The organism is Pseudomonas sp. S44, assembly GCF_016624805.1.
Lineage (GTDB): Bacteria > Pseudomonadota > Gammaproteobacteria > Pseudomonadales > Pseudomonadaceae > Aquipseudomonas > Aquipseudomonas machongensis.
On the sequence record NZ_JACVTY010000022.1, the window covers coordinates 15,148 to 38,787 of the forward strand.

19 protein-coding genes and 1 pseudogene are annotated in these 23,640 nt (G+C 63.3%); 10 read left to right on the forward strand and 10 right to left on the reverse strand.

The features are described from left to right. The first annotated feature begins 240 nt into the window (after positions 1–240). From IAE40_RS16870 to IAE40_RS16895, 7 genes and pseudogenes are all read left to right on the forward strand, one after another. The gene (locus tag IAE40_RS16870) at positions 241–2,292 is read left to right on the forward strand and encodes a putative bifunctional diguanylate cyclase/phosphodiesterase (protein WP_063545989.1); all 2,052 of its coding nucleotides are present in this window, start codon (positions 241–243) and stop codon (positions 2,290–2,292) included. 160 nt (positions 2,293–2,452) lie between these two features. Further along, complete coding sequence (locus tag IAE40_RS16875; RefSeq protein ID WP_200603572.1) at positions 2,453–3,784, forward strand: imelysin family protein; 1,332 nt, start codon at positions 2,453–2,455, stop codon at positions 3,782–3,784. Positions 3,785–4,022: 238 nt separating this feature from the next. Further along, positions 4,023–5,450: a di-heme oxidoreductase family protein gene (locus IAE40_RS16880; RefSeq protein ID WP_200603573.1), complete on the forward strand. Its 1,428-nt coding sequence runs from the start codon at positions 4,023–4,025 to the stop codon at positions 5,448–5,450. An 18-nt stretch (positions 5,451–5,468) separates the two neighbouring features. Beyond that, on the forward strand, positions 5,469–6,533 hold the full coding sequence (locus tag IAE40_RS16885) for an imelysin family protein (RefSeq protein ID WP_151925147.1): 1,065 nt from the start codon (positions 5,469–5,471) through the stop codon (positions 6,531–6,533). 2 nt (positions 6,534–6,535) lie between these two features. Continuing rightward, positions 6,536–7,633 (forward strand): DUF1513 domain-containing protein, encoded by a 1,098-nt coding sequence (locus IAE40_RS16890; RefSeq protein WP_200603574.1) that lies wholly within the window; start codon positions 6,536–6,538, stop codon positions 7,631–7,633. 242 nt (positions 7,634–7,875) lie between these two features. Further along, positions 7,876–8,913: pseudogene (locus IAE40_RS25755) on the forward strand (efflux RND transporter periplasmic adaptor subunit); the annotation flags it as partial. Between the two features lie 114 nt (positions 8,914–9,027). Continuing rightward, complete coding sequence (locus tag IAE40_RS16895) at positions 9,028–12,111, forward strand: multidrug efflux RND transporter permease subunit (RefSeq protein WP_234465174.1); 3,084 nt, start codon at positions 9,028–9,030, stop codon at positions 12,109–12,111. Positions 12,112–12,157: 46 nt separating this feature from the next. Here the strand turns inward: IAE40_RS16895 and IAE40_RS16900 are convergent, their stop codons facing one another. The 5 genes from IAE40_RS16900 to colR all read right to left on the reverse strand — a co-directional run bounded on the left by IAE40_RS16900 (position 12,158) and on the right by colR (position 15,924). After that, a complete protein-coding gene (locus IAE40_RS16900) occupies positions 12,158–12,394 on the reverse strand; it encodes a hypothetical protein (RefSeq protein WP_151925149.1) in 237 nt (78 codons plus the stop codon). Further along, positions 12,394–13,092: a lipopolysaccharide kinase InaA family protein gene (locus IAE40_RS16905; RefSeq protein WP_054893827.1), complete on the reverse strand. Its 699-nt coding sequence runs from the start codon at positions 13,090–13,092 to the stop codon at positions 12,394–12,396. Before IAE40_RS16905 ends, IAE40_RS16900 begins: the two co-directional genes overlap by 1 nt. A 7-nt stretch (positions 13,093–13,099) precedes the next feature. Continuing rightward, positions 13,100–13,780, reverse strand: coding sequence for a class I SAM-dependent methyltransferase (locus IAE40_RS16910; RefSeq protein ID WP_112899077.1), 681 nt, complete (start codon positions 13,778–13,780; stop codon positions 13,100–13,102). Positions 13,781–13,931: 151 nt separating this feature from the next. Beyond that, the gene (locus IAE40_RS16915; protein WP_112899078.1) at positions 13,932–15,251 is read right to left on the reverse strand and encodes a sensor histidine kinase; all 1,320 of its coding nucleotides are present in this window, start codon (positions 15,249–15,251) and stop codon (positions 13,932–13,934) included. Continuing rightward, the gene (colR, locus tag IAE40_RS16920) at positions 15,241–15,924 is read right to left on the reverse strand and encodes a two-component system response regulator ColR (protein ID WP_054893830.1); all 684 of its coding nucleotides are present in this window, start codon (positions 15,922–15,924) and stop codon (positions 15,241–15,243) included. Before colR ends, IAE40_RS16915 begins: the two co-directional genes overlap by 11 nt. A 189-nt stretch (positions 15,925–16,113) precedes the next feature. Between colR and IAE40_RS16925 the strand changes: the two genes are divergently transcribed. Next, positions 16,114–16,839 carry a phosphatase PAP2 family protein gene (locus IAE40_RS16925; RefSeq protein ID WP_054893831.1) on the forward strand — a complete coding sequence of 242 codons (726 nt, stop codon included), beginning with the start codon at positions 16,114–16,116 and terminating at the stop codon, positions 16,837–16,839. An 81-nt stretch (positions 16,840–16,920) separates the two neighbouring features. Here the strand turns inward: IAE40_RS16925 and groL are convergent, their stop codons facing one another. The 5 genes from groL to IAE40_RS16950 all read right to left on the reverse strand — a co-directional run bounded on the left by groL (position 16,921) and on the right by IAE40_RS16950 (position 21,526). Continuing rightward, entirely contained in the window at positions 16,921–18,564 is a 1,644-nt protein-coding gene (gene groL / locus IAE40_RS16930) for a chaperonin GroEL (protein WP_054893832.1), read from the reverse strand. Between the two features lie 44 nt (positions 18,565–18,608). Continuing rightward, a complete protein-coding gene (locus IAE40_RS16935) occupies positions 18,609–18,902 on the reverse strand; it encodes a co-chaperone GroES (protein WP_029614823.1) in 294 nt (97 codons plus the stop codon). A gap of 261 nt (positions 18,903–19,163) precedes the next feature. After that, on the reverse strand, positions 19,164–19,625 hold the full coding sequence (locus tag IAE40_RS16940; protein ID WP_054893833.1) for an FxsA family protein: 462 nt from the start codon (positions 19,623–19,625) through the stop codon (positions 19,164–19,166). 65 nt (positions 19,626–19,690) lie between these two features. Continuing rightward, positions 19,691–20,422, reverse strand: a complete 732-nt coding sequence (locus tag IAE40_RS16945) for a HugZ family pyridoxamine 5'-phosphate oxidase (RefSeq protein ID WP_197891865.1) — start codon at positions 20,420–20,422, stop codon at positions 19,691–19,693. A gap of 96 nt (positions 20,423–20,518) precedes the next feature. After that, positions 20,519–21,526 carry a DUF481 domain-containing protein gene (locus IAE40_RS16950; RefSeq protein WP_065864193.1) on the reverse strand — a complete coding sequence of 336 codons (1,008 nt, stop codon included), beginning with the start codon at positions 21,524–21,526 and terminating at the stop codon, positions 20,519–20,521. A 153-nt stretch (positions 21,527–21,679) separates the two neighbouring features. Here IAE40_RS16950 and IAE40_RS16955 point away from each other — a divergent pair, with 153 nt between their 5' ends. Together IAE40_RS16955 and IAE40_RS16960 are read left to right on the forward strand one after the other, a co-directional pair. Then, positions 21,680–22,033, forward strand: a complete 354-nt coding sequence (locus IAE40_RS16955) for an MGMT family protein (protein WP_153773180.1) — start codon at positions 21,680–21,682, stop codon at positions 22,031–22,033. Positions 22,034–22,076: 43 nt separating this feature from the next. Beyond that, entirely contained in the window at positions 22,077–23,624 is a 1,548-nt protein-coding gene (locus IAE40_RS16960; RefSeq protein WP_054893837.1) for an AmpG family muropeptide MFS transporter, read from the forward strand. Positions 23,625–23,640 lie beyond the last annotated feature (16 nt).

Sequence of the window (23,640 nt, forward strand, 5' to 3'; positions counted from 1 at the left end):
AAAACCACGGCTAATTTTCAAGCCTCCCGCGCGCCCTCTCTTGCTCCCCCTCAATAGCGCGCTAACATCAACCTTCTGGAAAGTTGATGCAGGACATTCAAGTCGCAAGGCCGCATAACCGATACAGTACTCAGGGTGCATCCAGCGACGGGCCCCTCGCCTGCCGCGGCAATCGGTCGATAGTGTATTGCCAAGGTTGATGGCAAAATAATGGCATGCGCATGGATTAAGGAAACCCCATTGAAGCTGGAATTTCGGAACAGCTTGTCGGTCAAGTTGCTCAGGGTCGTGCTGCTGTCGGCGCTCGCGGTGGGCGTCGTTCTCAGTTGTGCGCAGATCGTCTATGACACCTACAAGACCCGCCAGGCCGTCAACAACGATGCCCAGCGCATCCTCGACATGTTCCGCGACCCCTCCACCCAAGCGGTCTACAGCCTCGACCGAGAGATGGGCATGCAAGTCATGGAGGGTCTGTTCCAGGACGAATCGGTCCGCATGGCCTCCATCGGCCACCCCAATGAAACCATGCTCGCGCAGAAGTCCCGCCCCCTGCAGGACATGCCCCTGCGCTGGTTGACCGACCTGATCCTCGGCCAGGAGCGCACCTACACCACCCAGCTGGTCGGCCGCGGCCCCTACAGCGAATACTACGGCGACCTGAGCATCACCCTCGATACCGCCAGCTATGGCGAGGGCTTTCTGGTCAACGCGGTCATCATCTTCATTTCCGGCGTGCTGCGCGCCCTGGCCATGGGCCTGGTGCTCTACCTCGTGTACCACTGGCTGCTGACCAAACCCTTGTCGAAAATCATCGAGCATCTCACCCAGATCAACCCCGACCGCCCCAGCCAGCACCAGATTCCCCAACTCAAGGGCCACGAACGCAACGAACTGGGCCTGTGGGTCGACACTGCCAACCAGTTGCTGGCCTCCATCGAACGCAACACCCATCTGCGCCACGAGGCGGAAAACAGCCTGCAGCGCATGGCCCAGTACGACTTCCTGACCGGCCTGCCCAACCGCCAGCAACTGCAACAGCAACTGGACAAGATTCTCGTCGATGGCGGGCGCCTGCAGCACCGTGTGGCCGTACTGTGCGTGGGCCTGGACGACTTCAAGGGCATCAACGAGCAGTTCAGCTACCAGGTCGGCGACCAGTTGCTGCTGGCCCTGGCCGACCGCCTGCGCGCCCACAGCGGCCGCCTCGGCTCCCTCGCCCGCCTGGGTGGCGACCAGTTCGCCCTGGTGCAAGCCAACATCGAGCAGCCCTACGAGGCCGCCGAGCTGGCCCAGAGCATTCTCGACGACCTGGAAGTGCCCTTCGCCCTCGATCATCAGGAAATCCGACTACGTGCCACCATCGGCATCACCCTGTTCCCCGAAGACGGCGACAGCACCGAGAAGCTGCTGCAAAAGGCCGAACAGACCATGACCCTGGCCAAGGCCCGCTCGCGCAACCGCTATCAGTTCTACATCGCCAGCGTCGACAGCGAGATGCGTCGGCGCCGAGAGCTGGAAAAAGACCTGCGCGAGGCGTTGCCGCGCAACCAGCTCTACCTGGTGTATCAACCGCAGATCAGCTACCGCGACCACCGCGTGGTCGGCGTCGAAGCGCTGCTGCGCTGGCAGCATCCGGAGCTGGGCATGGTACCGCCAGACCAGTTCATCCCGCTGGCCGAACAGAACGGCAACATCATCGCCATCGGCGAATGGGTGCTCGACCAGGCCTGCCGCCAGTTGCGCGAGTGGCACGACCTGGGTTTCAGCGAGCTGCGCATGGCGGTCAACCTGTCGACCGTGCAACTGCACCACAACGAGCTGCCGCGGGTGGTCAACAACCTGCTGCAGGCCTATCGCCTGCCGCCGCGCAGCCTGGAGCTGGAGGTGACCGAGACCGGCCTGATGGAAGACATCAGCACCGCCGCCCAACACCTGCTGAGCCTGCGCCGTTCAGGGGCGCTGATCGCCATCGACGACTTCGGCACCGGCTACTCCTCGCTCAGTTACCTGAAGTCGCTGCCGCTGGACAAGATCAAGATCGACAAGAGCTTCGTCCAGGACCTGCTGGACGACGATGACGACGCCACCATCGTTCGCGCCATCATCCAGCTGGGCAAGAGCCTCGGGATGCAGGTCATCGCCGAGGGCGTGGAAACCGCCGAGCAGGAAACCTACATCATCGCCCAGGGCTGTCATGAGGGTCAGGGCTACCACTACAGCAAGCCGCTGCCCTCGCGCGAGCTGACCGCCTTCCTCAAGCACGCCCAACGCAACCAGGTCTCGGCACTCTGAGCGTGGTCGTCATTGACGACCCTGGAAACGACATTTGCACGAAAAGCACGGCCAACCCTTTACACCAAATGCAAATCTTTCGCATTATGTTGCGGTTTCGCGTGCCACGGTGCAGCGCTTCCAACACATGGTCCAACCAAACGACGCAGGGAAACCAACAATGATTCGAATGCCTCTGGCCTCCGCCAGTCTGCTGGCCATCGCCATCGCTCTCGCCGGCTGCGGCGAAGGCAAGGACGACAAGGCCGCCGCTCCGCAAGCCCAGGCACCTGCCGCCAGCACTGCTGCCGCACCTGGGGCTGTCGATGAAGCTGCTGCCCAGGCCGTGGTCAAGCACTACGCCGAAATGGTCCATGCCGTGTACAGCGACTCGCTGAGCACCGCCAAGCAACTGCAGACCGCCATCGACGCGTTCCTGGCCAAGCCCAACGATGAGACCCTGAAAGCCGCCAAGGACGCCTGGGTCGCTTCCCGCGTTCCTTACCTGCAGAGCGAAGCCTTCCGCTTCGGCAACACCATCATCGACGACTGGGAAGGTCAGGTGAACGCCTGGCCCCTGGACGAAGGCCTGATCGACTACGTCGACAAGAGCTACGAGCACGCCCTGGGCAACCCGGCTGCCAACGCCAACATCATCGCCAACCCTGAGATCCAGGTCGGCGAAGACAAGGTCGACGTCAAGGAAATCACTCCCGAGAAACTGGCCAGCCTGAACGAGCTGGGCGGTTCCGAAGCCAACGTCGCCACCGGCTACCATGCCATCGAATTCCTGCTCTGGGGCCAGGACCTCAACGGCACGGGCCCAGGCGCAGGCAACCGTCCGGCGTCGGACTACCTCGAAGGCCAGGGTGCCACCGGTGGTCACAACGACCGTCGCCGCGCCTACCTCAAAGCCGTCGCCGACCTGCTGGTCAGCGACCTCGAAGAGATGGTCGGCAACTGGGCACCGAACGTCGCCGACAACTACCGCGCTTCGCTGGAAGCCGAGCCGGTCAAGGATGGCCTGCGCAAGATGCTGTTCGGCATGGGCAGCCTGTCGCTGGGCGAACTGGCGGGCGAGCGCATGAAGGTCTCGCTGGAAGCCAACTCGCCTGAAGACGAGCACGACTGCTTCAGCGACAACACCCACTGGTCGCACTTCTACGACGCCAAGGGCATCCGCAACATCTACCTGGGCGAGTACACCCGTCCGGACGGCTCCAAGGTCAGCGGCCCGAGCCTGTCGTCGCTGGTGGCCAAGGTCGACCCGGCCACCGACGCCACCCTGAAGGCCGACCTGCAGGACACCGAAGCGAAGATCCAGGTGATCGTCGACCACGCCCTCAAGGGCGAGCACTACGACCAGCTGATCGCTGCCGATAACGCTGCAGGCAACCAGGTGGTGCGCGACGCCATCGCCGCGCTGGTCAAGCAGACCGGTGCCATCGAGCAGGCCGCTGGCAAGCTGGGCATCGACAACCTGAACCCGGACACCGCAGACCACGAGTTCTGATGCCAGGGTGAAGGTTTGAAAGGGGCGGCCTTCGGGTCGCCTTTTTCATATCCGGGTTTGCGCTGACCAAACCCGCCCCTTCGCGAGCAAGCCCGCTTCCACTGGTGCCGGTGGGAGCGGGCTTGCCCGCGAAAGGGCCGCCAGCGGATTCAGCAGGCAATTGCAAATTGCTCTTATTCAAACATCCCCATTTTGCTAAGCTTGCACGCCGGTTTTTCGCTCACGCCCAGGATTCTCGATGTCCTCGTCGCTGTCCCGACTCCCACTTCTGCTGATGGTCACCGTCCTGGCCGCCTGTGACGACGCTCCGCGTTTCACCCAGGCCGAGCCCGGCGAAGCGCTGTCCGGCGGCAAGGCGACGATCCTGCGCAGCGACCGTAACGCCTTCTCGATGCCCTCGGCCAACCTCACGCCCGAGCGCCGCCTGGATTTCAGCGTCGGCAACAGCTTCTTCCGCAATCCCTGGGTGATCGCACCTTCGACCACCACTGCACGCGATGGCCTGGGCCCGTTGTTCAACACCAATGCCTGCCAGAACTGCCACATCCGCGACGGCCGAGGTCATCCGCCAGAGGCCGATGCCCGCAATGCCGTGTCCATGCTGGTGCGTCTGTCGATCCCCGACCAGCCGCAGTTCATCAAGGAAATCGAACGCCTCGGCGTGGTTCCCGAACCGGTCTACGGTACGCAGCTGCAGGACATGTCGATCCCCGGCGTAGCTCCGGAAGGCAAGGTGCGGGTCAGCTACGACAGCGAGACCGTCACCTTCAAGGATGGCCACCAGGTCGAACTGCGCCGCCCGACCGTGGAGATCACCCAGCTCGGCTACGGCCCGATGCACCCGGACACACGCATGTCCGCCCGCGTCGCCCCGCCCATGATCGGCCTCGGACTGCTCGAGGCCATCCCGGAGGCTGCGCTTTTGGCCAACGAAGACCCGGATGATCGCAACAACGACGGCATCCGCGGCCGCGCCAACCGGGTCTGGGACGATGCCCAAGGCAAGACCGTGGTCGGCCGCTTCGGATGGAAAGCCGGGCAACCCAACGTCAACCAGCAGAACGTCCACGCCTTCGCTGGCGACATGGGCCTGACCAGCACCCTCAAGCCCGAGGACGATTGCACGCCGGCGCAGGTCGAATGCCGCGCCGCGCCCAACGGCGACGGTGACGACGGGGAAAAGGAAGTCAGCGACAACATCCTGCGCCTGGTGACGTTCTACACCCGCAATCTGGCGGTGCCTGCACGCCGCGAGGTGAATTCGCCGCAGGTGCTGGCCGGCAAGAACCTGTTCTTCCAGGCGGGTTGCCAGGGCTGTCACACACCGCAGTTCACCACGGGTAGTGACAACGTCGAGCCAGAACTGGCCAACCAGGTGATCCGGCCCTACAGCGACCTGCTGCTGCACGACATGGGCCCAGGCCTTGCCGACAACCGTAGCGAGTTCGCCGCCGGTGGCCAGGATTGGCGCACGCCGCCGCTGTGGGGCATCGGCCTGACCGAAACCGTCAGCGGCCACACCCAGTTCCTCCATGACGGTCGCGCCCGCAATCTGCTCGAGGCCGTGCTCTGGCACGGCGGCGAAGCCGAGGCTGCACGCCGTCACGTACTGACCTTCAATGCCGAGCAACGCGCCGCGCTGCTGGCTTTCCTGAACTCACTTTAAACGCGCAAGGAGCCGGGCATGTTCCGACCCAAACTGTTGTTCACCAGCCTCGCCGCCATCGCCCTGGGCGCCTGCTCGCCGCAGGACCCGCAAGCCGTGACCTCCGCCGCCATCGCCCAGCAGGTGATCCTGCCGACCTACAGCCGTTGGGTCGAGGCCGACCGCCAACTGGCCGCCAGCGCCCTGGCCTATTGCGAAGGCAAGCAGAGCCTGGACACCGCCCGCGCCGACTTCCTCAACGCGCAGAAGGCCTGGGCCGAACTGCAGCCGCTGCTGGTCGGCCCATTGGCCGAAGGCAACCGCGCCTGGCAGGTGCAGTTCTGGCCTGACAAGAAGAACCTGGTCGGCCGCCAGGTCGAGCAACTGGTCAGCGGCGACAAGCCGGTCGACGCAGACAGCCTCGGCAAGGCCAGCGTCGTGGTCCGTGGCCTGTCGGCCTATGAGTACATCCTCTTCGACAGCAAGCCGGACATCGCCACCGCCGAGCAGAAAGCCCGCTACTGCCCGCTGCTGGTGGCCATCGCCGAGCACCAGAAAGCCCTGGCCGAAGACATTCTCAAGAGCTGGAACAGCACCGATGGCATGCTGTCGCAGATGACCAAATTCCCCAACCAGCGCTACGCCGACTCGCATGAAGCGATCGCCGACCTGCTGCGCGCGCAGGTCACCGCCCTGGACACGCTGAAAAAGAAACTCGGCGCCCCCATGGGCCGTCAGAGCAAGGGTATCCCTCAGCCACTGCAAGCCGAAGCCTGGCGCAGCCACTCCTCGCTCAAGAGCCTGGAGGCTTCGCTCAAGGCCGCCGAAACCGTCTGGACCGGGGTCGACAACAAAGGTCTGCGCGGTCTGCTGGGTAAAGATCAGAGCGCGCTGGCGCAAAAGATCGACGATGCCTACGCCAGCGCTGCCAAACTGCTGGCTGACAACCAGAAGACGCTGGGCGAATTGCTCGCCGACGATGCCGGCAAGCAGACCCTCAACCAGATCTACGACAGCCTCAACGTCGTCCACCGCCTGCACGAAGGCGAGCTGGCCAAGGCGTTGAATATCCAGCTGGGCTTCAATGCCAACGACGGTGACTGATCATGCTGCGACGCCAGGCCCTCAAACTCGGTAGCGTGCTGCTCAGCGCCCTGACGCTCGGCGGCTGGACCCTGCTGCGCAACAAGGGCAGCGAGCCGCTACTGCTGTCGGCGCGTGACGATGCTGATGGCGGCCACCATGCCGTAGGCTACCGCCTCGACGGCACCCAGGTGTTCGCCACCCAGGTAGCCCAGCGTTGCCATGCAATCATTCATCACCCCGAACAGCCGGTCGCCCTGTTCGTCGCCCGTCGACCAGGTACCGAAAGCTACCTGATCGACCTGCGCGACGGGCGTCTGCTGCAGACGATCACCTCGCAACCGAACCGGCACTTCTATGGCCACGCCGTCATCCACAAGGATGGCGAGTGGCTGTACGCCACCGAGAACGACACCACCGACCCCGGGCGCGGCGTGCTCGGGGTCTACCGTTTCGAGGGCCAGCGCCTGGTACACAGCGGCGAGATCCCCACCCATGGCGTCGGTCCCCATGAAGTGGCCTGGATGCCCGACGGCGAAACCCTGGTGGTGGCCAACGGAGGCATCCGCACCGAGGCCGAAAGCCGGGTAGAGATGAACCTGGACGCCATGGAGCCGAGCCTGGTGCTGATGCAGCGTGATGGCACGCTGCTTAGCAAGGAGACGCTGGCCCAGCAGATGAACAGCGTGCGCCATCTCGCGGTGGGCAACGACGGCACCGTCCTTGCCTGCCAGCAGTTCATGGGAGGTGCTGAAGAAACCGCCGAACTGCTGGCGATCAAGCGTCCGGGCGAGGCGTTCAAGGCCTTCCCGGTGCCGGAGCGGCAACTGCAGTCGATGGCCCAGTACACCGCCAGTGTCGCCGTGCACAGTGACCTGCGCCTTGTGGCACTGACCGCGCCGCGGGCCAACCGCCTGTTCATCTGGGAACTGGACAGCGGCGCGGTGAAGCTCGATGCGCCGATGCCCGATTGCGCCGGGGTCGGCGCGGTGAAGGACGGCTTCGTCGTCACCTCGGGGCAGGGGCGCTGCCGCTATTACGACTGCCGCAAGGCAGAGCTGGTCGGGCAGCCCATGAATCTGCCATCCGGGCTTTGGGACAATCACCTGCATCTGGTCTGATTCAGCACTGGCCCACCGCCCCTACCGCGGGGCGAGCCCGCTCCCACAGGTCCGGCATCCACGGGTAGTGGGAGCAGGCTCGCCCTGCGATAGGGCCTGCCCAGTCGATACATCTCCCACTTCCCGAAAAACAGTCAATACTTGCCTTCATCCGCACGTGGGCAGGATCGCCCGTGGTCGTGCCATACCCATAACAATCACATCCAAGGAACCGGACCATGCTACGCCGCCGCATGCTGATCATGTTGGCCGTGGTGCTGCTGATCGTGCTCGCCCTGGGGGGCATCAAGGCCTTTTCGATCTACCGCCAGATCCAGGTCTTTTCCGCTCCCAAGCCCGCGATCAGCGTCGCTGCCGCCAAGGCCGAGCAACGCCAGTGGCAGGAACGCCTGCCGGCGGTCGGCAGCCTCAAGGCGCTGCAGGGCGTCGAACTCAGCCTGGAAGTGGCCGGGACGGTAAAGCACCTGCATTTCGATTCCGGACAACAGGTCAAGGTCGGGCAACTGCTGCTGGAACTCGACAGCGAACAGGAGGCCGCGCTGCTGGGCACCGCGCAGGCCGACCTGGGCCTGGCCAAGGTCGATTTCGGCCGCGGCAGCCAACTGGTAGGCGACTCGGCCATCTCCCGCGGTGAATTCGACCGCCTCACCGCCCAGTACCGGCGCAACCAGGCCGTGGTCGAACAACTCAAGGCCTCGCTGGCCAAGAAAAGCATGAAGGCGCCCTTCAGCGGCACCATCGGCATCCGCCAGGTGGATGTCGGCGACTATCTGGCCAGCGGCACGGTGATTGCCACGCTGCAGGACCTCTCCAGCCTCTACGTCGACTTCAACGTACCCGAACAGGCGCTACCGCAGTTGTCCCTCGGCCAGCAGGTGCTGGTGCAGGTGGCGGCTTTCCCCGGCCAGACCTTCCCTGCCCGCCTCAGCGCAATCAACGCCAAGGTCGAGGAAAGCACGCGCAACCTGCTGCTGCGCGCCACTCTGGCCAACCCGGATGGCAAGCTGCTACCGGGCATGTTCGCCAGCCTGCTGGTATTGCTGCCCGATCCGCAATTGCAGGTGGTGGTGCCGGAGAGCGCGATCACCTACACCCTCTACGGCAACTCGGTGTATGTGGTCGGCGAGAAGAAGGCCGACGACGGCCAGGCCCATCTGGTCGCCGAGCAGCGCACCGTACAGACCGGCGAGCGCCGCGATGGCGTGGTGGTGGTGCGCAAGGGGCTGCAGGCCGGCGAACAGGTGGTCACCGCCGGACAGCTCAAGCTCAGCCCGGGCGCTGCGATACGTATCAGCCAGGACCCGCCCTTGTCGCCCCCCCCCCCCCCACGCGCGGCGGCCCCCCCCCCCCCGCGCGCCCCCGGGCGGGGGCCCCCCACTGACGCGGAGGCTGGCATGGCATTCACCGACCCATTCATCCGCCGCCCCGTACTCGCCAGCGTTGTCAGCCTGCTGATCCTGCTGCTCGGCTTCCAGGCCTGGAGCAAGCTGCAGATCCGCCAGTACCCGCAGATGGAAAACGCTCTGATCACGGTGACCACCGCCTATCCCGGCGCCAACGCCGAGACCATCCAGGGCTACATCACCCAACCGCTGCAGCAGAGCCTGGCCAGTGCCGACGGCATCGACTACATGACCTCCGTGAGCCGCCAGAACTTTTCGGTGATCTCGGTCTACGCGCGCATCGGTGCCGATACGGATCGCCTGTTCACCCAACTGCTGGCCAAGGCCAACGAGGTGCGCAACAAACTGCCGCAGGACTCCGAAGACCCGGTCCTGAGCAAGGAGGCGGCCGATGCCTCGGCGCTGATGTACATCAGCTTCTACAGCAGCGAAATGAGCAATCCGCAGATCACCGACTACCTGTCACGGGTCATCCAGCCCAAGCTTGCGACCCTGCCAGGCATGGCCGAAGCCGAAATCCTCGGCAACCAGGTGTTCGCCATGCGCATCTGGGTCGATCCGGTGAAGCTGGCCGGATTCGGCCTTTCGGCCACCGATGTGACCAGCGCGGTGCGCCGCTACAACTTCCTGGCTGCCGCCGGCGAGGTGAAGGGCGAATACGTGGTCACCAGCGTCAATGCCACCACCGAACTGAAGTCCGCCGAAGCCTTCGCCGCCCTGCCGGTCAAGACCGTCGGCGACAGTCGCGTGCTGCTCGGCGATGTGGCGCGCATCGAGATGGGCGCAGAGAACTACGACACGGTCAGCTCCTTCGACGGTATCCCGTCGGTGTACATCGGCATCAAGGCCACGCCATCGGCCAACCCGCTGGAGGTGATCAAGGAGGTGCGGCGAATCATGCCGGACCTGGAAAGCCAGCTGCCCTCGGCACTGAAAGTCTCTATCGCCTACGACGCCACGCTGTTCATCCAGGCCTCCATCGATGAAGTGATCAAGACCCTCGGCGAAGCGGTGCTGATCGTCATCGTCGTGGTGTTCCTGTTCCTCGGTGCGCTGCGCTCGGTGCTGATCCCGGTGATCACCATCCCGCTGTCGATGATCGGCGTGCTGTTCTTCATGCAGATGATGGGGTATTCGCTGAACCTGCTGACCTTGCTGGCCATGGTCCTGGCCATCGGCCTGGTGGTGGATGACGCGATCGTCGTGGTGGAGAACATCCACCGCCATATCGAAGAGGGCAAGACGCCGTTCGACGCTGCCCTCGAAGGCGCGCGGGAAATCGCCATGCCGGTGGTGTCGATGACCATCACCCTGGCGGCGGTGTACGCACCGATCGGCTTCCTCACCGGGCTGACCGGCGCGCTGTTCAAGGAGTTCGCCCTGACCCTGGCGGGCGCGGTGGTGATCTCCGGCATCGTGGCCCTGACCCTGTCACCGATGATGTGCGCCCTGCTGCTGCGCCCCGAGCAGAGCGAGAAAGGCCTGGCCCATCGCCTGGACCAGATCTTCGAGCGTCTGAAAGTGCGTTACCAGCGCCTGCTGCACGGCACCCTCGACAGCCGCCCGGTGGTCATCGTCTTCGCCGTGATCATCCTGTGCCTGATCCCGGTACTGCTCAAGTTCACCCAGAACGAGCTGGCGCCCAACGAAGACCAGGGGGTGATCTTCATGATGAGCAGCTCGCCGCAGCCGGCCAACCTGGATTACCTCAACGCCTATACCGACCGTTTCACACCGCTGTTCAAGACCTTCCCCGAGTATTACTCCTCGTTCCAGATCAACGGTTTCAATGGTGTGCAAAGCGGTATCGGCGGCTTTCTGCTCAAGCCCTGGAACGAGCGCGAACGTACTCAGATGCAACTGCTGCCGCTGGTGCAGGCCAAGCTCGAGGACATCGGCGGACTGCAGATCTTCGGCTTCAACCTGCCATCGTTGCCGGGCACTGGCGAAGGCCTGCCGTTCCAGTTCGTGCTCAACACCGCAGGCGACTACCCAGCCCTGCTGGAAGTGGCACAGCGCGTCAAGGAGCGCGCCCAGACCTCGGGCAAGTTCGCCTTCCTCGACATCGACCTGGCCTTCGACAAGCCCGAAGTGGTGGTCGATATCGACCGGGCCAAGGCGGCGCAGATGGGGGTGTCGATGGATACCCTCGGCGCAACGCTGGCCACCCTGCTGGGCGAGGCGGAAATCAACCGTTTCACCCTCGAAGGGCGCAGCTACAAGGTGATCGCCCAGGTCGAGCGGGCCTACCGCGACAACGCCGGCTGGCTGAACAACTATTACGTGAAGAACGAGCAGGACCAGTTGCTGCCCCTGTCGACCCTGATCACCCTCAGCGAGCGGGCCCGACCGCGCCAGCTCAACCAGTTCCAGCAGTTGAACTCGGCGATCATCCAGGGCGTACCGATGGTCAGCATGGGCGAGGCGCTGGATACCATCCGCGGCATCGCCCGCGAGGAGGCGCCGGAGGGCTTCGCCTTCGACTATGCCGGCACCGCGCGGCAGTTCGTCCAGGAAGGCAGTGCCCTGTGGGTGACCTTCGGTCTGGCCCTGGCGATCATTTTTCTGGTGCTGGCAGCACAGTTCGAAAGCTTCCGCGACCCGCTGGTGATTCTGGTGACCGTACCGCTGTCGATCTGTGGCGCACTGCTGCCGCTGTTTCTTGGCGTCTCGAGCATGAACATCTACACCCAGGTCGGGCTGGTCACGCTGATCGGGCTGATCAGCAAGCACGGCATCCTGATCGTCGAGTTCGCCAACCAGTTGCGCGAGGAAAAGGGCCTGGGGGTGCGCGAGGCGATCGAGGAAGCCGCGGCGATCCGTCTGCGGCCGGTACTGATGACCACCGCAGCAATGGTATTCGGCATGGTGCCACTGATCCTGGCGACGGGTGCCGGCGCCGTAAGCCGGTTCGACATCGGTATCGTGATTGCCACCGGCATGTCGATCGGCACGCTGTTCACCTTGTTCGTGCTGCCCTGCGTATACACCTTGCTGGCGCATCGGACGGTGGCGGATGAGCGCCAGGGGAGCGGCGGCACAACCTCAAGCCTGGAAAAACCACAAACCCATTAGCCAGAAACAACAAGGCCCCGCGTCTGCGGGGCCTCGTGCCTGGGGCTCAACCAAACGGCCGCAGCCCCTGGCGCATCCCGAACAGGAACAACAGCAGATCATGATCCGGCTGGGCCGGGGCCTGCGCCTGCTCTGGCTTTGTCACCCGCGGCGTGGCGCACTGCCCCGCCGCATCGCTCTTGCTGAACACGGTCGGCCGTGGCACCTCCCAGGCCGCCACGGCTACGCTGGTCACGCCAAGCGCGGCCACCAGGAACAAAGCTCGAGCTATTTCTAGTTTCATCAACCTAACCCTTTGACAGCGCTGCCAAACGCCCTCTCATAAAAGTAGAGCAGGGTTTGCCACTCCGCTTCATTGAACGACGAATGGCGGCGCAGCTGGCGCAGGTCGTTGTAGGCCGCGCGCTGGCAACTGATGCGGCGGCGGCACTTCTCCAGGTCCAGCAGGGCCACTTCGGCCCGCGCCTGCTCACCTTCACCGCTCACCTTGACGAACACATGCTTGCCGTACAGGCAGCCGTGCTGCCAGTGGCCCAGATGCATCCGCGCCAGGTTGTCAGCCAGGTCCTTGAGCATGCGCTCATGCAGCACCTGCGGGTAATGCTCGCGAGCGCCCTGGGCGTGCCAGGTGTCGAGATCGACGAATCCATCCAGCGCTTCACTGACCAACAGTGCCCGCCACTGGTGCTCGGCATCGCGTTCTGCACCAGCAAAGACGATGCGCGGCACCCGCACTCCCAACTGCTCGAAGCTGTTCAGGGCGTCCAGCTCGCGCAATACCGTGGGGCGGCCGAAGGGGTGCAGCAGGCTGCGGTAGATATGCCCGACCTGGCGCTTGGCATAGAGCAGATGGCCGTTGCCATCATCCAGGCGCTGCACGCCACTTTCACCGCCACGTCGCTGATTGGGCTCCTCGACCCATTCCCCCTGCTGTTGCCAGTAGTAGTCGAATTGCGACACCTGCCCCTGAGTTGCTGCCATGAATCCCTCACCCCTTTCGCAATACATAGACTCGCCACATGGCATAGAACGGCAGGAAGTCGAGACGTTCCTGAATCCTGAAGCCTGCTGTCACAAATTCTTCTTCAACCGTAGCAGCAGGTAACACAAAGCGATTCTGGTAACTGTCCTGCTCCGCCTTGGCGCTGCGTCGTTGTTCGAGCTTCTTGCGCCGCCATGCCTTGAAATTGCCATCCACCCACAGCGACAGGATCACGCTATCGCGGCTAACTCTTTGAAATTCAGAAAGAATTGTCTTGCGATGGGCCGGATCACCGATGTGGTGGAACAATCGCATGCAGAAAATGCTGTCTACCGAGTTGTCCGGCAGGTCAATGGCAAAGGCTGAGGTTTGCAAAGGGCGTACCCGCTCGACCACCGCTGGCGGTTGCGACGCACAGGCTGTCTCGATCATCGCAGCGGAATTGTCTGCACCGATGATCACGCGGTTAGGTTTTTCTGCCAGCAGCGGCCAGAAACGGCCGGCGCCGCATGGCAGGTCGAGCACCAGGCCCGGCTCGCCGGCCAGTGTCAGGGCGCGGCGAGCAAGTTGCTCGTCACGCGTGTGGGAAAGGCGACGGGCCAGGCCATCCTGATGCTTGATGAAGTACTCACGGGCGTGCTGCTGATCGTACTTTTCGGAAAATTCGAGTTTGATAGGGCTACGCATGGGACATCTCCTGACTCAATGCCGACCACATTAGGTGGGCAAGCGTTGGCATCAGGTCATCGCCATGTGAAAAAACTGTCACACGAAAGGGTTAAATCTTACGAAGCATTACACAACATTCTGCATCGGGGCCGCCGTACGGCCCCGGTTTCTACTGCAGTGTTGTGTCGATTTCCTGCTCATGCGCCAGCGTGGTGCCCTGGCTCAGGTCTACCTGGAAGCGGCAGCCGTGGGGCGCGGTGGCGGTCAGGGTCACGCGCCAGCCCTGGTCGTCGCAGATCCGCTGCACCAGCGAAAGCCCCAGGCCGAGCCCCTCGCCACGCCGCTCGTCGCCACGCACGAAGGGCTTGAACATAGCCTCGCGCTGCTCCTCGGGAATGCCCACGCCGCTGTCCTCGACACTGAAACCGCGGGCCTCGAGGCTCAGGCGGATATAACCGGTATCGGTGTAATGCGCTGCGTTGCGCAGCAGGTTGCCCATCACCGATTGCAGGAAAGTGGCGTTGTACAAGGTTGGGCTGGCACTGACACGGCCATCGTAGTAGAGCGTCAGGCCCTTCTGCTCGATGGTGTCGCGCCAGACGCCGATCAGATCATCAGCCACCTCGCGCAGGCTGGCCCGCGAGGCCACCGCACCTTCGTCACGCTGGGCACGGGCCAGCATGAGGAAGGTCTTGACCAGCTCGCGCATCTCCTCGGTGGCACGGGCGATCCGTTCCACCTGGGCGCGTGACCGACTGTCCAGGCCGGTGTTCTCCATCAGCAGTTCGCAGGAAGTCGCGAGCACCATCAGTGGGGTGCGCAGTTCATGGCTGACATCGCTGGTGAACAGTCGCTCGCGGGTCAGCGCATCGCGCAAGCGACCAAGGGTATCGTCGAACGCCACCGCCAACTGCCCGACTTCGTCGGCAGCATAGTCCGGCGCAAGCGGCGGCGCCAAACCGAGCAACTGGTCACGATGGCGGACCTGACGCGCCAGACGAATCACCGGCGCCATGACCCGGCGCGCCAGCAGCCAGCCAAGGAATGCCGCCAGCACCAGGCTGAGCAGGAAGCCCACCACCACCACGGCGAACAGCACCCGCTCACGCTCCTCGAAATCGCTCTGGTCCTGCAACAGTACATAGCGACGACCGTCCACGACCTCGACCATGGCGTGGTAGGAGAGCTGGTCGCGGAACACTTCATGGAAGCCGGCATCGAGGTGACGCAGGTCCTTGGGCAACTCGAAATCATCGCGACCGCCGCTGAAGTAGAACAACTGGTCAGGGCGCGGGCGGTGGCTCCAGTCACTGACGCTGTCCATGCGCAGCAGACGCTGCAGATCCCCCCCCAGCACCGAGGAAATCAGGCGTTCTTCGACCAGGTGAACAGTGGCGACGATGCCGAAGGCAAACGCGCCAGCGACCAGCGCGCTCATCAGTGCAAAGGCAATGATGATGCGCTGGGCAAGGCTCTGCTTAAACTCCATCGCGACCCTCGGCGAGGCGATAGCCGACGCCATGGACGGTATGCAACAGGGGCTTTTCGAACGGCTTGTCGATCACCTGGCGCAGTTGGTGGACATGGCTGCGCAAGCTGTCGCTGTCGGGGCAGTCGTCGCCCCACAGGGCTTCTTCGAGGACTTCGCGGCGCAGCACGTGCGGGCTTTTCTGCATCAGCACCGCCAGCAACTTCAGGCCGACCGGGTTGAGTTTGAGCAGCTTGCCCTGACGGGTGACTTCCAGCGTGTCGAGGTCGTAGCTCAGGTCTGCCACCTGCAGCGTACGCCGACCACCGCCCTGGGCGCGACGCAGCACCGCCTCGATGCGCGCGGCCAATTCGGACAGGGCGAACGGCTTGAGCAGGTAATCGTCGGCCCCGGAACGGAAGCCCTGCAGGCGATCGTCCAGCTGGTCGCGGGCGGTCAGCATGATCACCGGGGTGTCGCGGCGGGCATCTTCGCGCAGGCGCTTGCACAGGGTGTAGCCATCGATGCCAGGCAGCATGATATCGAGCACGATCAGGTCATAGTGTTCGGTCGCGGCCAGGTGCAGGCCCGACAGGCCGTCCTGGGCGCAGTCGACGGTGTAGCCTTTCATGCCCAGGTAATCAGCCAGGTTGGCGAGGATATCGCGGTTGTCTTCAACCAGTAGAATGCGCATCGGGGTCTCCTGTGCGGCGCTTCGCTGTGCGCGGCAGGCGCAGCTTACGGCCATTGGCCAGGCATCGCCAGCCTTGGAGGAAAAACAGCGTAACTGACGCTTTTTTCACTGATCCTTCACACACAGAGCATAGCCGCGGACCGAAAATGCCCGATCTTTCGTGCCTTCCCCCTTGCCTGTGGAGCCTTCATGCACACCGCCCGACCCCGCCCGATCAACCTCTGGCTGTACCTTGGCATCCCCCTGGCTACCGCACTGGTTCTGCTGCTGCTCGAGGCCACATCGCTGGACATGGACGTGGCCAACCTGATGTTCGATCCGTCCGTGGGTCAATTCATCGGGCGCCATAGCTACTTCCTGGAGACCATCCTGCATGACCGGGTCAAGCAGGCGGTGATCGGTGTCGGGCTGCTGGCGGTAGTGGCGTTCATCGCCAGTTTCTTCTGGTCACGCCTGGGCAGTTGGCGTCGCGAACTGGGTTGCCTGGTGCTGGCCCTGGGGCTGTCCACCGGTTTTGTCACGCCGCTCAAGCAACTGACGGCGGTGCAGTGCCCGTGGAGCCTGACCCAGTTTGGCGGCAAGGAAACCTACAGCAAACTGCTCGAAGCGCGGCCAGCGACCGACAAACCAGGGCTGTGCTGGCCCGGCGGCCATGCAGCGACCGGCTTCAGCCTGTTCGCATTGTTCTTCGTGCTGCGTGACCGCAAGCCACGTCTGGCACGTGGTGCCTTCGCCCTCGCGGCAGGTGTCGGGGTGGTGCTATCGGTAGGCCGGATGATGCAGGGCGCACACTTTCTCTCGCACAACGTCTGGACCGCCGTGTTCTGCTGGTTGATCGGATTGGGCTGCTATTACCTGGTGCTCTATCGCAGGGGGATGGCAAGGGTGACCGTGGCTGAACGCGGCATTGCCTGAGTCGACGCAGGTCTGGCACACGCGCATGAAAAAGCCCCGCACAAGGCGGGGCTTTTTCATGCAGCTAGGGCCAGGGCTGGCTTACATCATGCCGCCCATGCCACCCATGCCGCCCATGTCTGGCATGCCGCCAGCAGCTGGCTTGTCTTCCGGCAGGTCAGCAACCATGGCCTCGGTGGTGATCATCAGACCACCGATCGAAGCAGCGGCTTGCAGCGCCGAACGGGTGACCTTGGCTGGGTCCAGGATGCCCATCTCGATCATGTCGCCGTATTCGCCGGTAGCGGCGTTGTAGCCGTAGTTGCCCGAACCCTGCTTGACCTTGTCGGCCACAACGCTTGGCTCGTCGCCGGCGTTGGCAGTGATCTGACGCAGCGGCGCTTCGACAGCGCGACGCAGCAGGGAGATACCGACGTTCTGGTCTTCGTTGTCGCCTTTGAGCTCGGTAATGGCTGCCAGGGCGCGAACCAGGGCAACACCACCGCCAGGCACCACGCCTTCTTCAACGGCTGCACGGGTAGCATGCAGGGCGTCTTCAACGCGGGCTTTCTTCTCTTTCATCTCGACTTCGGTGCCAGCACCGACCTTGATCACGGCAACACCGCCAGCCAGCTTGGCCAGACGCTCTTGCAGCTTCTCACGGTCGTAGTCCGAGGAAGTCTCTTCGATCTGGGCACGGATCTGCTTGACGCGTGCTTCGATGTCGGCGTCAACGCCAGCACCGTCGATGATGGTGGTGTTTTCCTTGGACAGGATGACGCGCTTGGCGTTGCCCAGGTGCTCCAGGGTGGTGGTTTCCAGGGTCAGGCCGATTTCTTCGGAGATGACCTGGCCGCCGGTCAGGACGGCGATGTCCTGCAGCATGGCCTTGCGGCGGTCGCCAAAGCCTGGGGCCTTGACCGCAGCAACCTTGACGATGCCGCGCATGTTGTTGACCACCAGAGTAGCCAGGGCTTCGCCTTCGACGTCTTCGGCAACGATCAGCAGCGGACGGCCCGACTTGGCAACAGCTTCCAGAACCGGCAGCAGTTCGCGGATGTTCGAGATCTTCTTGTCGACCAGCAGCAGCAGCGGGCCTTCGAGCTCGGCAACCATGGTGTCAGGCTTGTTGATGAAATACGGCGACAGGTAGCCACGGTCGAACTGCATGCCTTCTACGACGGACAGTTCGTTTTCCAGGCCCGAGCCTTCTTCAACGGTGATCACGCCTTCTTTACCGACTTTTTCCATGGCTTCGGCGATGATTTCACCGATGGAGCTGTCGGAGTTGGCGGAGATGGTGCCGACCTGAGCGATGGCCTTGGAGTCGGCGCATGGCTTGGACAGGTTCTTCAGCTCGGCGACGACGGCAGCGGTGGCCTTGTCGATACCGCGCTTGAGGTCCATCGGGTTCATGCCGGCAGCGACGGCCTTCAGGCCTTCGTTGACAATGGCCTGAGCCAGAACGGTAGCAGTGGTGGTGCCGTCACCGGCAGCGTCGTTGGCCTTGGAAGCAACTTCCTTGACCAGCTGGGCGCCCATGTTCTCGAAGGCGTCCTTCAGTTCGATTTCCTTGGCAACCGAAACACCGTCTTTGGTGATGGTTGGAGCGCCGAAGCTCTTGGCCAGGACAACGTTACGGCCTTTCGGGCCCAGGGTGGCTTTGACAGCGTCAGCCAGAACGTTGACACCAACGAGCATTTTCTTGCGGGCGGAATCGCCGAATTTTACGTCTTTAGCAGCCATGATCGTTTAATCCTTGGAATTCTTTAGCAGGGAAATCGGGGAAATCAGCCTTCGATGACGGCGAGGATTTCGTTCTCGGCCATCACCAGCAGGTCTTCGCCATCGACTTTCACGGTGTTGCTGCCCGAGTAAGGGCCGAAAACCACTTTGTCACCCACTTTCACGGCCAGCGCGCGAACTTCGCCGTTGTCCAGGACGCGACCGGTGCCAACGGCGACAACTTCGCCGCGGTTCGGTTTTTCAGCGGCCGAACCCGGCAGGACGATACCGCCAGCGGTTTTCGATTCTTCTTCGCTGCGACGGATGACGACGCGGTCATGCAGAGGACGAAGCTTCATTGTCGATCTCTCCCAAATTGTGGTTTTCATCGGCCGGTGTCGACACCGGCGGGTTGAGGCTATCCGGCGTTGCCGGAGGGGGCTCGCGGCCTGCGAACCCCACGTGTCATGTCTGGTGTCGCCACCAGAAACCTTGCGGTGACACATACATGAGGCCGCTCGATTCGATTACAAGGCTTGCCATGGAATTTTTTTAATCGGCGTGTACACGCCGAAAAAAAGCAGGGGCCGCATAGCGGCCCCGTTGGGTTCATTTGTCGATCACTGATCGCGGCGCTCGTATTCGCCCTCGATCACATTCGGACGGTGACCGCCATCGCGCGGCTGCCCGTTGAACGGATCATCCTGGAACGCCCGCTGGCGCGTGGCCTGGGCCTCGGCCCGTTGACGCAACTTGCGCGCAACCAGATGGCGGGTAAAGGGCAGCAGGCACAGCAGGCCCAGCACATCGCTGATGAAGCCCGGCAGCAGCAGCAAACCACCACCCACAGCCAGCATCAGCCCCTGGAACATGTCCTCAGCGGGCAGTTCGCCGCGCTGCAGGCTTTCACGGGCGCGCAGCGCCGTCGCCAGACCGGCCAGGCGCATGACCAGCAGGCCGAGGGCGGAACCGGCGATGATCAGCAGCAGCGCCGGGAAGAAACCAATGGCGGCGCTGACTTTGACGAAGACGAACAACTCCAGCACCGGAAAAATCAGGAACAGCAGTAGAAAAGCACGCATCAAGGATTCCTCGACGGAAGAGAACCTTCCAATAAGACCTCAGATGGATGCAACTGCTCGCGATTTCAACCCTCGGCCTTCGCCGGAGTGGGCCACTGGTCGGCGCGTGCCAGCAATACCAAGGCTTCGCGCACTTGTGTCGGCGTATTGCAAGTGTTCGGGAACGCCAGCCAGTGAATCGCCTGGCCGATGCGCAGGTGCATCCCCTCGCTGTCGATGCCGACCATCTCGGCCGGTGCACTGCGCGGCAGACCGGTGAGCTCGACGTAATGGGCGATGGCGTTGGCATGATCGCTGTTCATGTGCTCGATCATGCTGGCTTCTGCCGCCCCGGCGAAAGGGTTGGCCAAGGTGACGTCGTCCAGCCAGTGGATTGCGCCGAAACCGCCGATGTAGCGATGCCGCACAGGTTCCAGCACCCAGAAATCGAAATCGTGGGCCTTGTGGTAGTTGCTGGCATCGGGGAAGTACCGGTAGTAGCGCGCAGCAGCCGCGTCGATGGCGGCTTCGTCGGTCAGCTTGCGCGCCTCGGCCATCACTGTCAGGCGGCCGACCGCCTGCACGTCTTCGGCGTCACGCTCGCCCACCAGCAGCGAGCACTTGGCATCCTTCTGCAGGTTATGGGTGTGCTGGGCGATACGGCTGATGAGGATCAGCGGGTGCCCTTGGGCGTCCAGGCAGTAGGGCACCACCGAACCGAAGGGGAAGCCGGGCATGGACTTGGACAGGGTCGAGAGAACGCCGCGGTACTCTTCGAGCAGCAGTTCCCGGGCGGGGCGGATGGCGTTGGTACTCACGGGGAACTCCTGGGGCAGCGGGCTGGATGGGTGACAAGATAATCATTATCACCGCCGCCTGCCACAGGAGCGCTGTACAGCCCCGTGCGAGCGGTCTTACCAGGCCACACCGAAACCTGCGGTGTAGCGGGTCTTGTCCAGGTCGCTGTCGCTGGTGCCCTTGATCAGGTCCTTCTCGGCCTTGAGGTTGAGCGAGGCCCACTCGGTCACCTTGTAGCGCAAGCCCATCTCGGCATCCAGCGAGTAATCGGCGACCGAACCGAATGGCTTGCCCAGCTCGCCGGTGGTGAAGAACTCGACCTTCTTGCCGATCAGGTAGCGGTTGTAGTCCCACTTCACCGCTGCCGAATAGAAGTTATCCTTGCCGCCATCGCGGTATTCGTAGTCGGTGCGGTTGATCAGCGAACCAAGCGAGAACGCGCCCAGCTCGTCGTCCCAGAACTGATAGCCCGGGCCAGTACCGATGGTACGCTGGCGCGCCAGATTCTCGATCTGGTCACGCTTGTATTCCAGGCGCCCCTGCCAGAACCATTTTTCGGTGAGGAAACGGTCCAGCGCGTACTCGGCGCTCCAGTTGTTGGTGGTGGTGACATCGTCCTTGGTTTCGCGGTTGTACTCGCCTTCGGCGTTGTGCCGCCAGCGGCCATGGCGCGCGGTGGTCTTGAAGCTGACGTCGTAGTCGTCGGTGTCGTTTTCGGCACGCTTGTAGTCCAGCGCCAGGTCGACATTACCTTTCCACAGGAAGTCCTCGACCAGTGGGCGCGGCTTCATGATCTGCTCGATACTGGCGAGCTCCACGGTCTTGGGCGCATCGCCGTTGGCCAGGGTCACCTTGCCGGCTTCGGCGGCCTTGAGCGACTTGGCCTTCTCGCCGGAGTAGGCGTCCTGCTTGACCAACAGTTCCTGGTCGCTTTCGAGGGTCTGAACCTGCTTCCAGTCCAGGGCGATACTGCCGCCATAGGGTGTTTCGAGCAGCAGCTTGCCGCCGTCGAAGACCTTGATCTTGCCGCTCAGGCGGTCACCGTTCTTCATCCAGACGGTGTCGGCCAGCACGGGCGCAGAGAGGGTGGCGGCGAAAAGGCACAGCAAAGCTCTAGAGGACATAGGCTGAATTTGCGTTCGGTTGGACGAAAAAAGTCGGGCATTATCCAGATACCCACGACCAGAGCAAGGACAGACCGGGCCTATGCCTACGAGTTCAATTCTCATTTCCGCCAATCTTTCATCTTGTTTCACCTTCAGGTCAGGAATTGACTGATGTCTGATCAATCGATTCCGCATCCGGACGATCCCGAAGCCCGACGAATGGCACTGTATTCGGTCCTCGGCCAAGTGCCGGCTGGCAAGGTGATCAGTTACGGCCAATTGGCGGAACTGGCCGGCCTTGGCCGCGCTGCACGCTGGGTCGGGCGCACCCTCGGGCAACTGCCGTCTGACACACGCCTGCCGTGGCACCGGGTGCTCGGGGCCGGTGGCCGCCTGAGCCTCGCGCTGGGTACGCCGTCGGGCGACGAACAACGCGCCAGGCTGCGCGCAGAGGGCGTGAATGTGACCAATAATCGAGTGGATATGTCGCGCCATGGCTGGCGCCCAATGGAGCACAGCGGTTAGAGTGCGCGCTTTGTTTTCGCAAACTTGAGGCAGATGTTGGCCCATGCCCCGTAAAACCTGGCGCGCTGCGCTCGCTGCCTATGCCAGCCCGTCGACCTTGGTGCTGTTGTTGCTCGGTTTCGCCGCCGGCCTGCCCTACATGCTGGTGTTTTCAACGCTTTCGGTGTGGCTGCGCGAAGCCGGTGTCGCCCGCGAGACCATCGGCTATGCCAGCCTGATCGGTCTGGCCTACGCGTTCAAATGGGTCTGGTCGCCGCTGCTCGACCAATGGCGCCTGCCGCTGCTCGGCGGCATGGGACGGCGTCGCTCGTGGCTGCTGCTGTCGCAGGTGCTGGTCGTCGTAGGGCTCATGGGCATGGGCCTGTGCGATCCGCAGAAACACCTGTCCTGGCTGATCGCCCTGGCGGTGCTGGTGGCCTTCGCCTCGGCCACCCAGGACATCGCCGTCGACGCCTACCGCCTGGAAATCGCCGATGACCAGCGCCAGGCTGCCCTCGCCGCCAGCTACATGGCTGGCTATCGGGTCGCGGCACTACTGGCCACCGCTGGCGCGCTGTTCTTCGCCGAATGGTTCGGCTCCACCGGTTTCAGCTACCTGCACAAAGCCTGGACCGGCACTTACGTGCTGTTCGGCATCCTCATGCTGCCGGCGCTGTTCACGACCCTGGTGATGCGTGAACCTCCCGTGCCGTTGCGCACGCAGCTGTCGGCGGCGCGCTACGGGTTGATGCATCAGCTGGTGTCGGTGTTCGTGCTGATCATCCTGCTGGTGTCGGTGCCCGCCAGCTTCACCCAGATGTTCAACACCGACTGGGCCAGCGTGGTGTTCGGCGACTCGACCATGCTCGACCTGCTGCTCGAAGACCGCGCCTTCCTGCGCCTGATCCTCTATGCACTGCTGACCTGGGCCTGCCTGTCTTCCATGGGCCGCCGCGGCCTGGCGCCGGTACTCACGCCGGTCAACGACTTCATCGTCCGCTACCGCTGGCAGGCCTTGCTGTTGCTGGGGCTGATCGCCACGTACCGGATGTCGGACACCGTGATGGGCGTCATGGCCAACGTGTTCTACATCGACATGGGCTTCACCAAGGACCAGATCGCCAGCGTCAGCAAGATCTTCGGCCTGATCATGACCCTGGTCGGTGCCGGTGTCGGCGGGCTGCTGATCGTGCGCTTCGGCATCCTGCCGATCCTGTTCATCGGCGGCGTGGCGTCGGCAGGTACCAACATCCTGTTCGTGATGCTGGCCGACATGGGGCCGAACCTGGAAATGCTGGTGGTGACCATCTCGCTGGACAACTTCAGCTCCGGCATGGCGACCTCGGCGTTCGTTGCCTACCTGTCGAGCCTGACCAACCTGAAGTTCTCGGCTACCCAGTACGCACTGCTGAGCTCGATCATGCTGTTGCTGCCGCGGCTGATCGGCGGCTATTCAGGGGTAATGGTCGAGAAGTTCGGCTATCACAACTTCTTCATGATCACCGCCCTGCTGGGCGTGCCCACGCTGATCCTGATCGCGCTGCACTGGCGCCAGGAAGTGGGACGCGGCAAGCAGGCGCAGGCAGAGAACTCGGTGACCGAGCAGCCCTGACAGTCACCTGATCCTT

Excerpts from the sequence above, each read along its gene's own strand:
- IAE40_RS16915 (WP_112899078.1), bottom strand. The coding sequence starts at position 15,251 with ATGGAGTTTAAGCAGAGCCTTGCCCAGCGCATCATCATTGCCTTTGCA.
- IAE40_RS16875 (WP_200603572.1), top strand. The coding sequence starts at position 2,453 with ATGATTCGAATGCCTCTGGCCTCCGCCAGTCTGCTGGCCATCGCCATC.
- colR (WP_054893830.1), bottom strand. The coding sequence starts at position 15,924 with ATGCGCATTCTACTGGTTGAAGACAACCGCGATATCCTCGCCAACCTG.
- IAE40_RS16955 (WP_153773180.1), top strand. The coding sequence starts at position 21,680 with ATGTCTGATCAATCGATTCCGCATCCGGACGATCCCGAAGCCCGACGA.
- groL (WP_054893832.1), bottom strand. The coding sequence starts at position 18,564 with ATGGCTGCTAAAGACGTAAAATTCGGCGATTCCGCCCGCAAGAAAATG.
- IAE40_RS16905 (WP_054893827.1), bottom strand. The coding sequence starts at position 13,092 with ATGGCAGCAACTCAGGGGCAGGTGTCGCAATTCGACTACTACTGGCAA.
- IAE40_RS16950 (WP_065864193.1), bottom strand. The coding sequence starts at position 21,526 with ATGTCCTCTAGAGCTTTGCTGTGCCTTTTCGCCGCCACCCTCTCTGCG.
- IAE40_RS16900 (WP_151925149.1), bottom strand. The coding sequence starts at position 12,394 with ATGAAACTAGAAATAGCTCGAGCTTTGTTCCTGGTGGCCGCGCTTGGC.
- IAE40_RS16925 (WP_054893831.1), top strand. The coding sequence starts at position 16,114 with ATGCACACCGCCCGACCCCGCCCGATCAACCTCTGGCTGTACCTTGGC.
- IAE40_RS16960 (WP_054893837.1), top strand. The coding sequence starts at position 22,077 with ATGCCCCGTAAAACCTGGCGCGCTGCGCTCGCTGCCTATGCCAGCCCG.
- IAE40_RS16890 (WP_200603574.1), top strand. The coding sequence starts at position 6,536 with ATGCTGCGACGCCAGGCCCTCAAACTCGGTAGCGTGCTGCTCAGCGCC.
- IAE40_RS16910 (WP_112899077.1), bottom strand. The coding sequence starts at position 13,780 with ATGCGTAGCCCTATCAAACTCGAATTTTCCGAAAAGTACGATCAGCAG.
- IAE40_RS16895 (WP_234465174.1), top strand. The coding sequence starts at position 9,028 with ATGGCATTCACCGACCCATTCATCCGCCGCCCCGTACTCGCCAGCGTT.
- IAE40_RS16885 (WP_151925147.1), top strand. The coding sequence starts at position 5,469 with ATGTTCCGACCCAAACTGTTGTTCACCAGCCTCGCCGCCATCGCCCTG.
- IAE40_RS16940 (WP_054893833.1), bottom strand. The coding sequence starts at position 19,625 with ATGCGTGCTTTTCTACTGCTGTTCCTGATTTTTCCGGTGCTGGAGTTG.
- IAE40_RS16935 (WP_029614823.1), bottom strand. The coding sequence starts at position 18,902 with ATGAAGCTTCGTCCTCTGCATGACCGCGTCGTCATCCGTCGCAGCGAA.
- IAE40_RS16880 (WP_200603573.1), top strand. The coding sequence starts at position 4,023 with ATGTCCTCGTCGCTGTCCCGACTCCCACTTCTGCTGATGGTCACCGTC.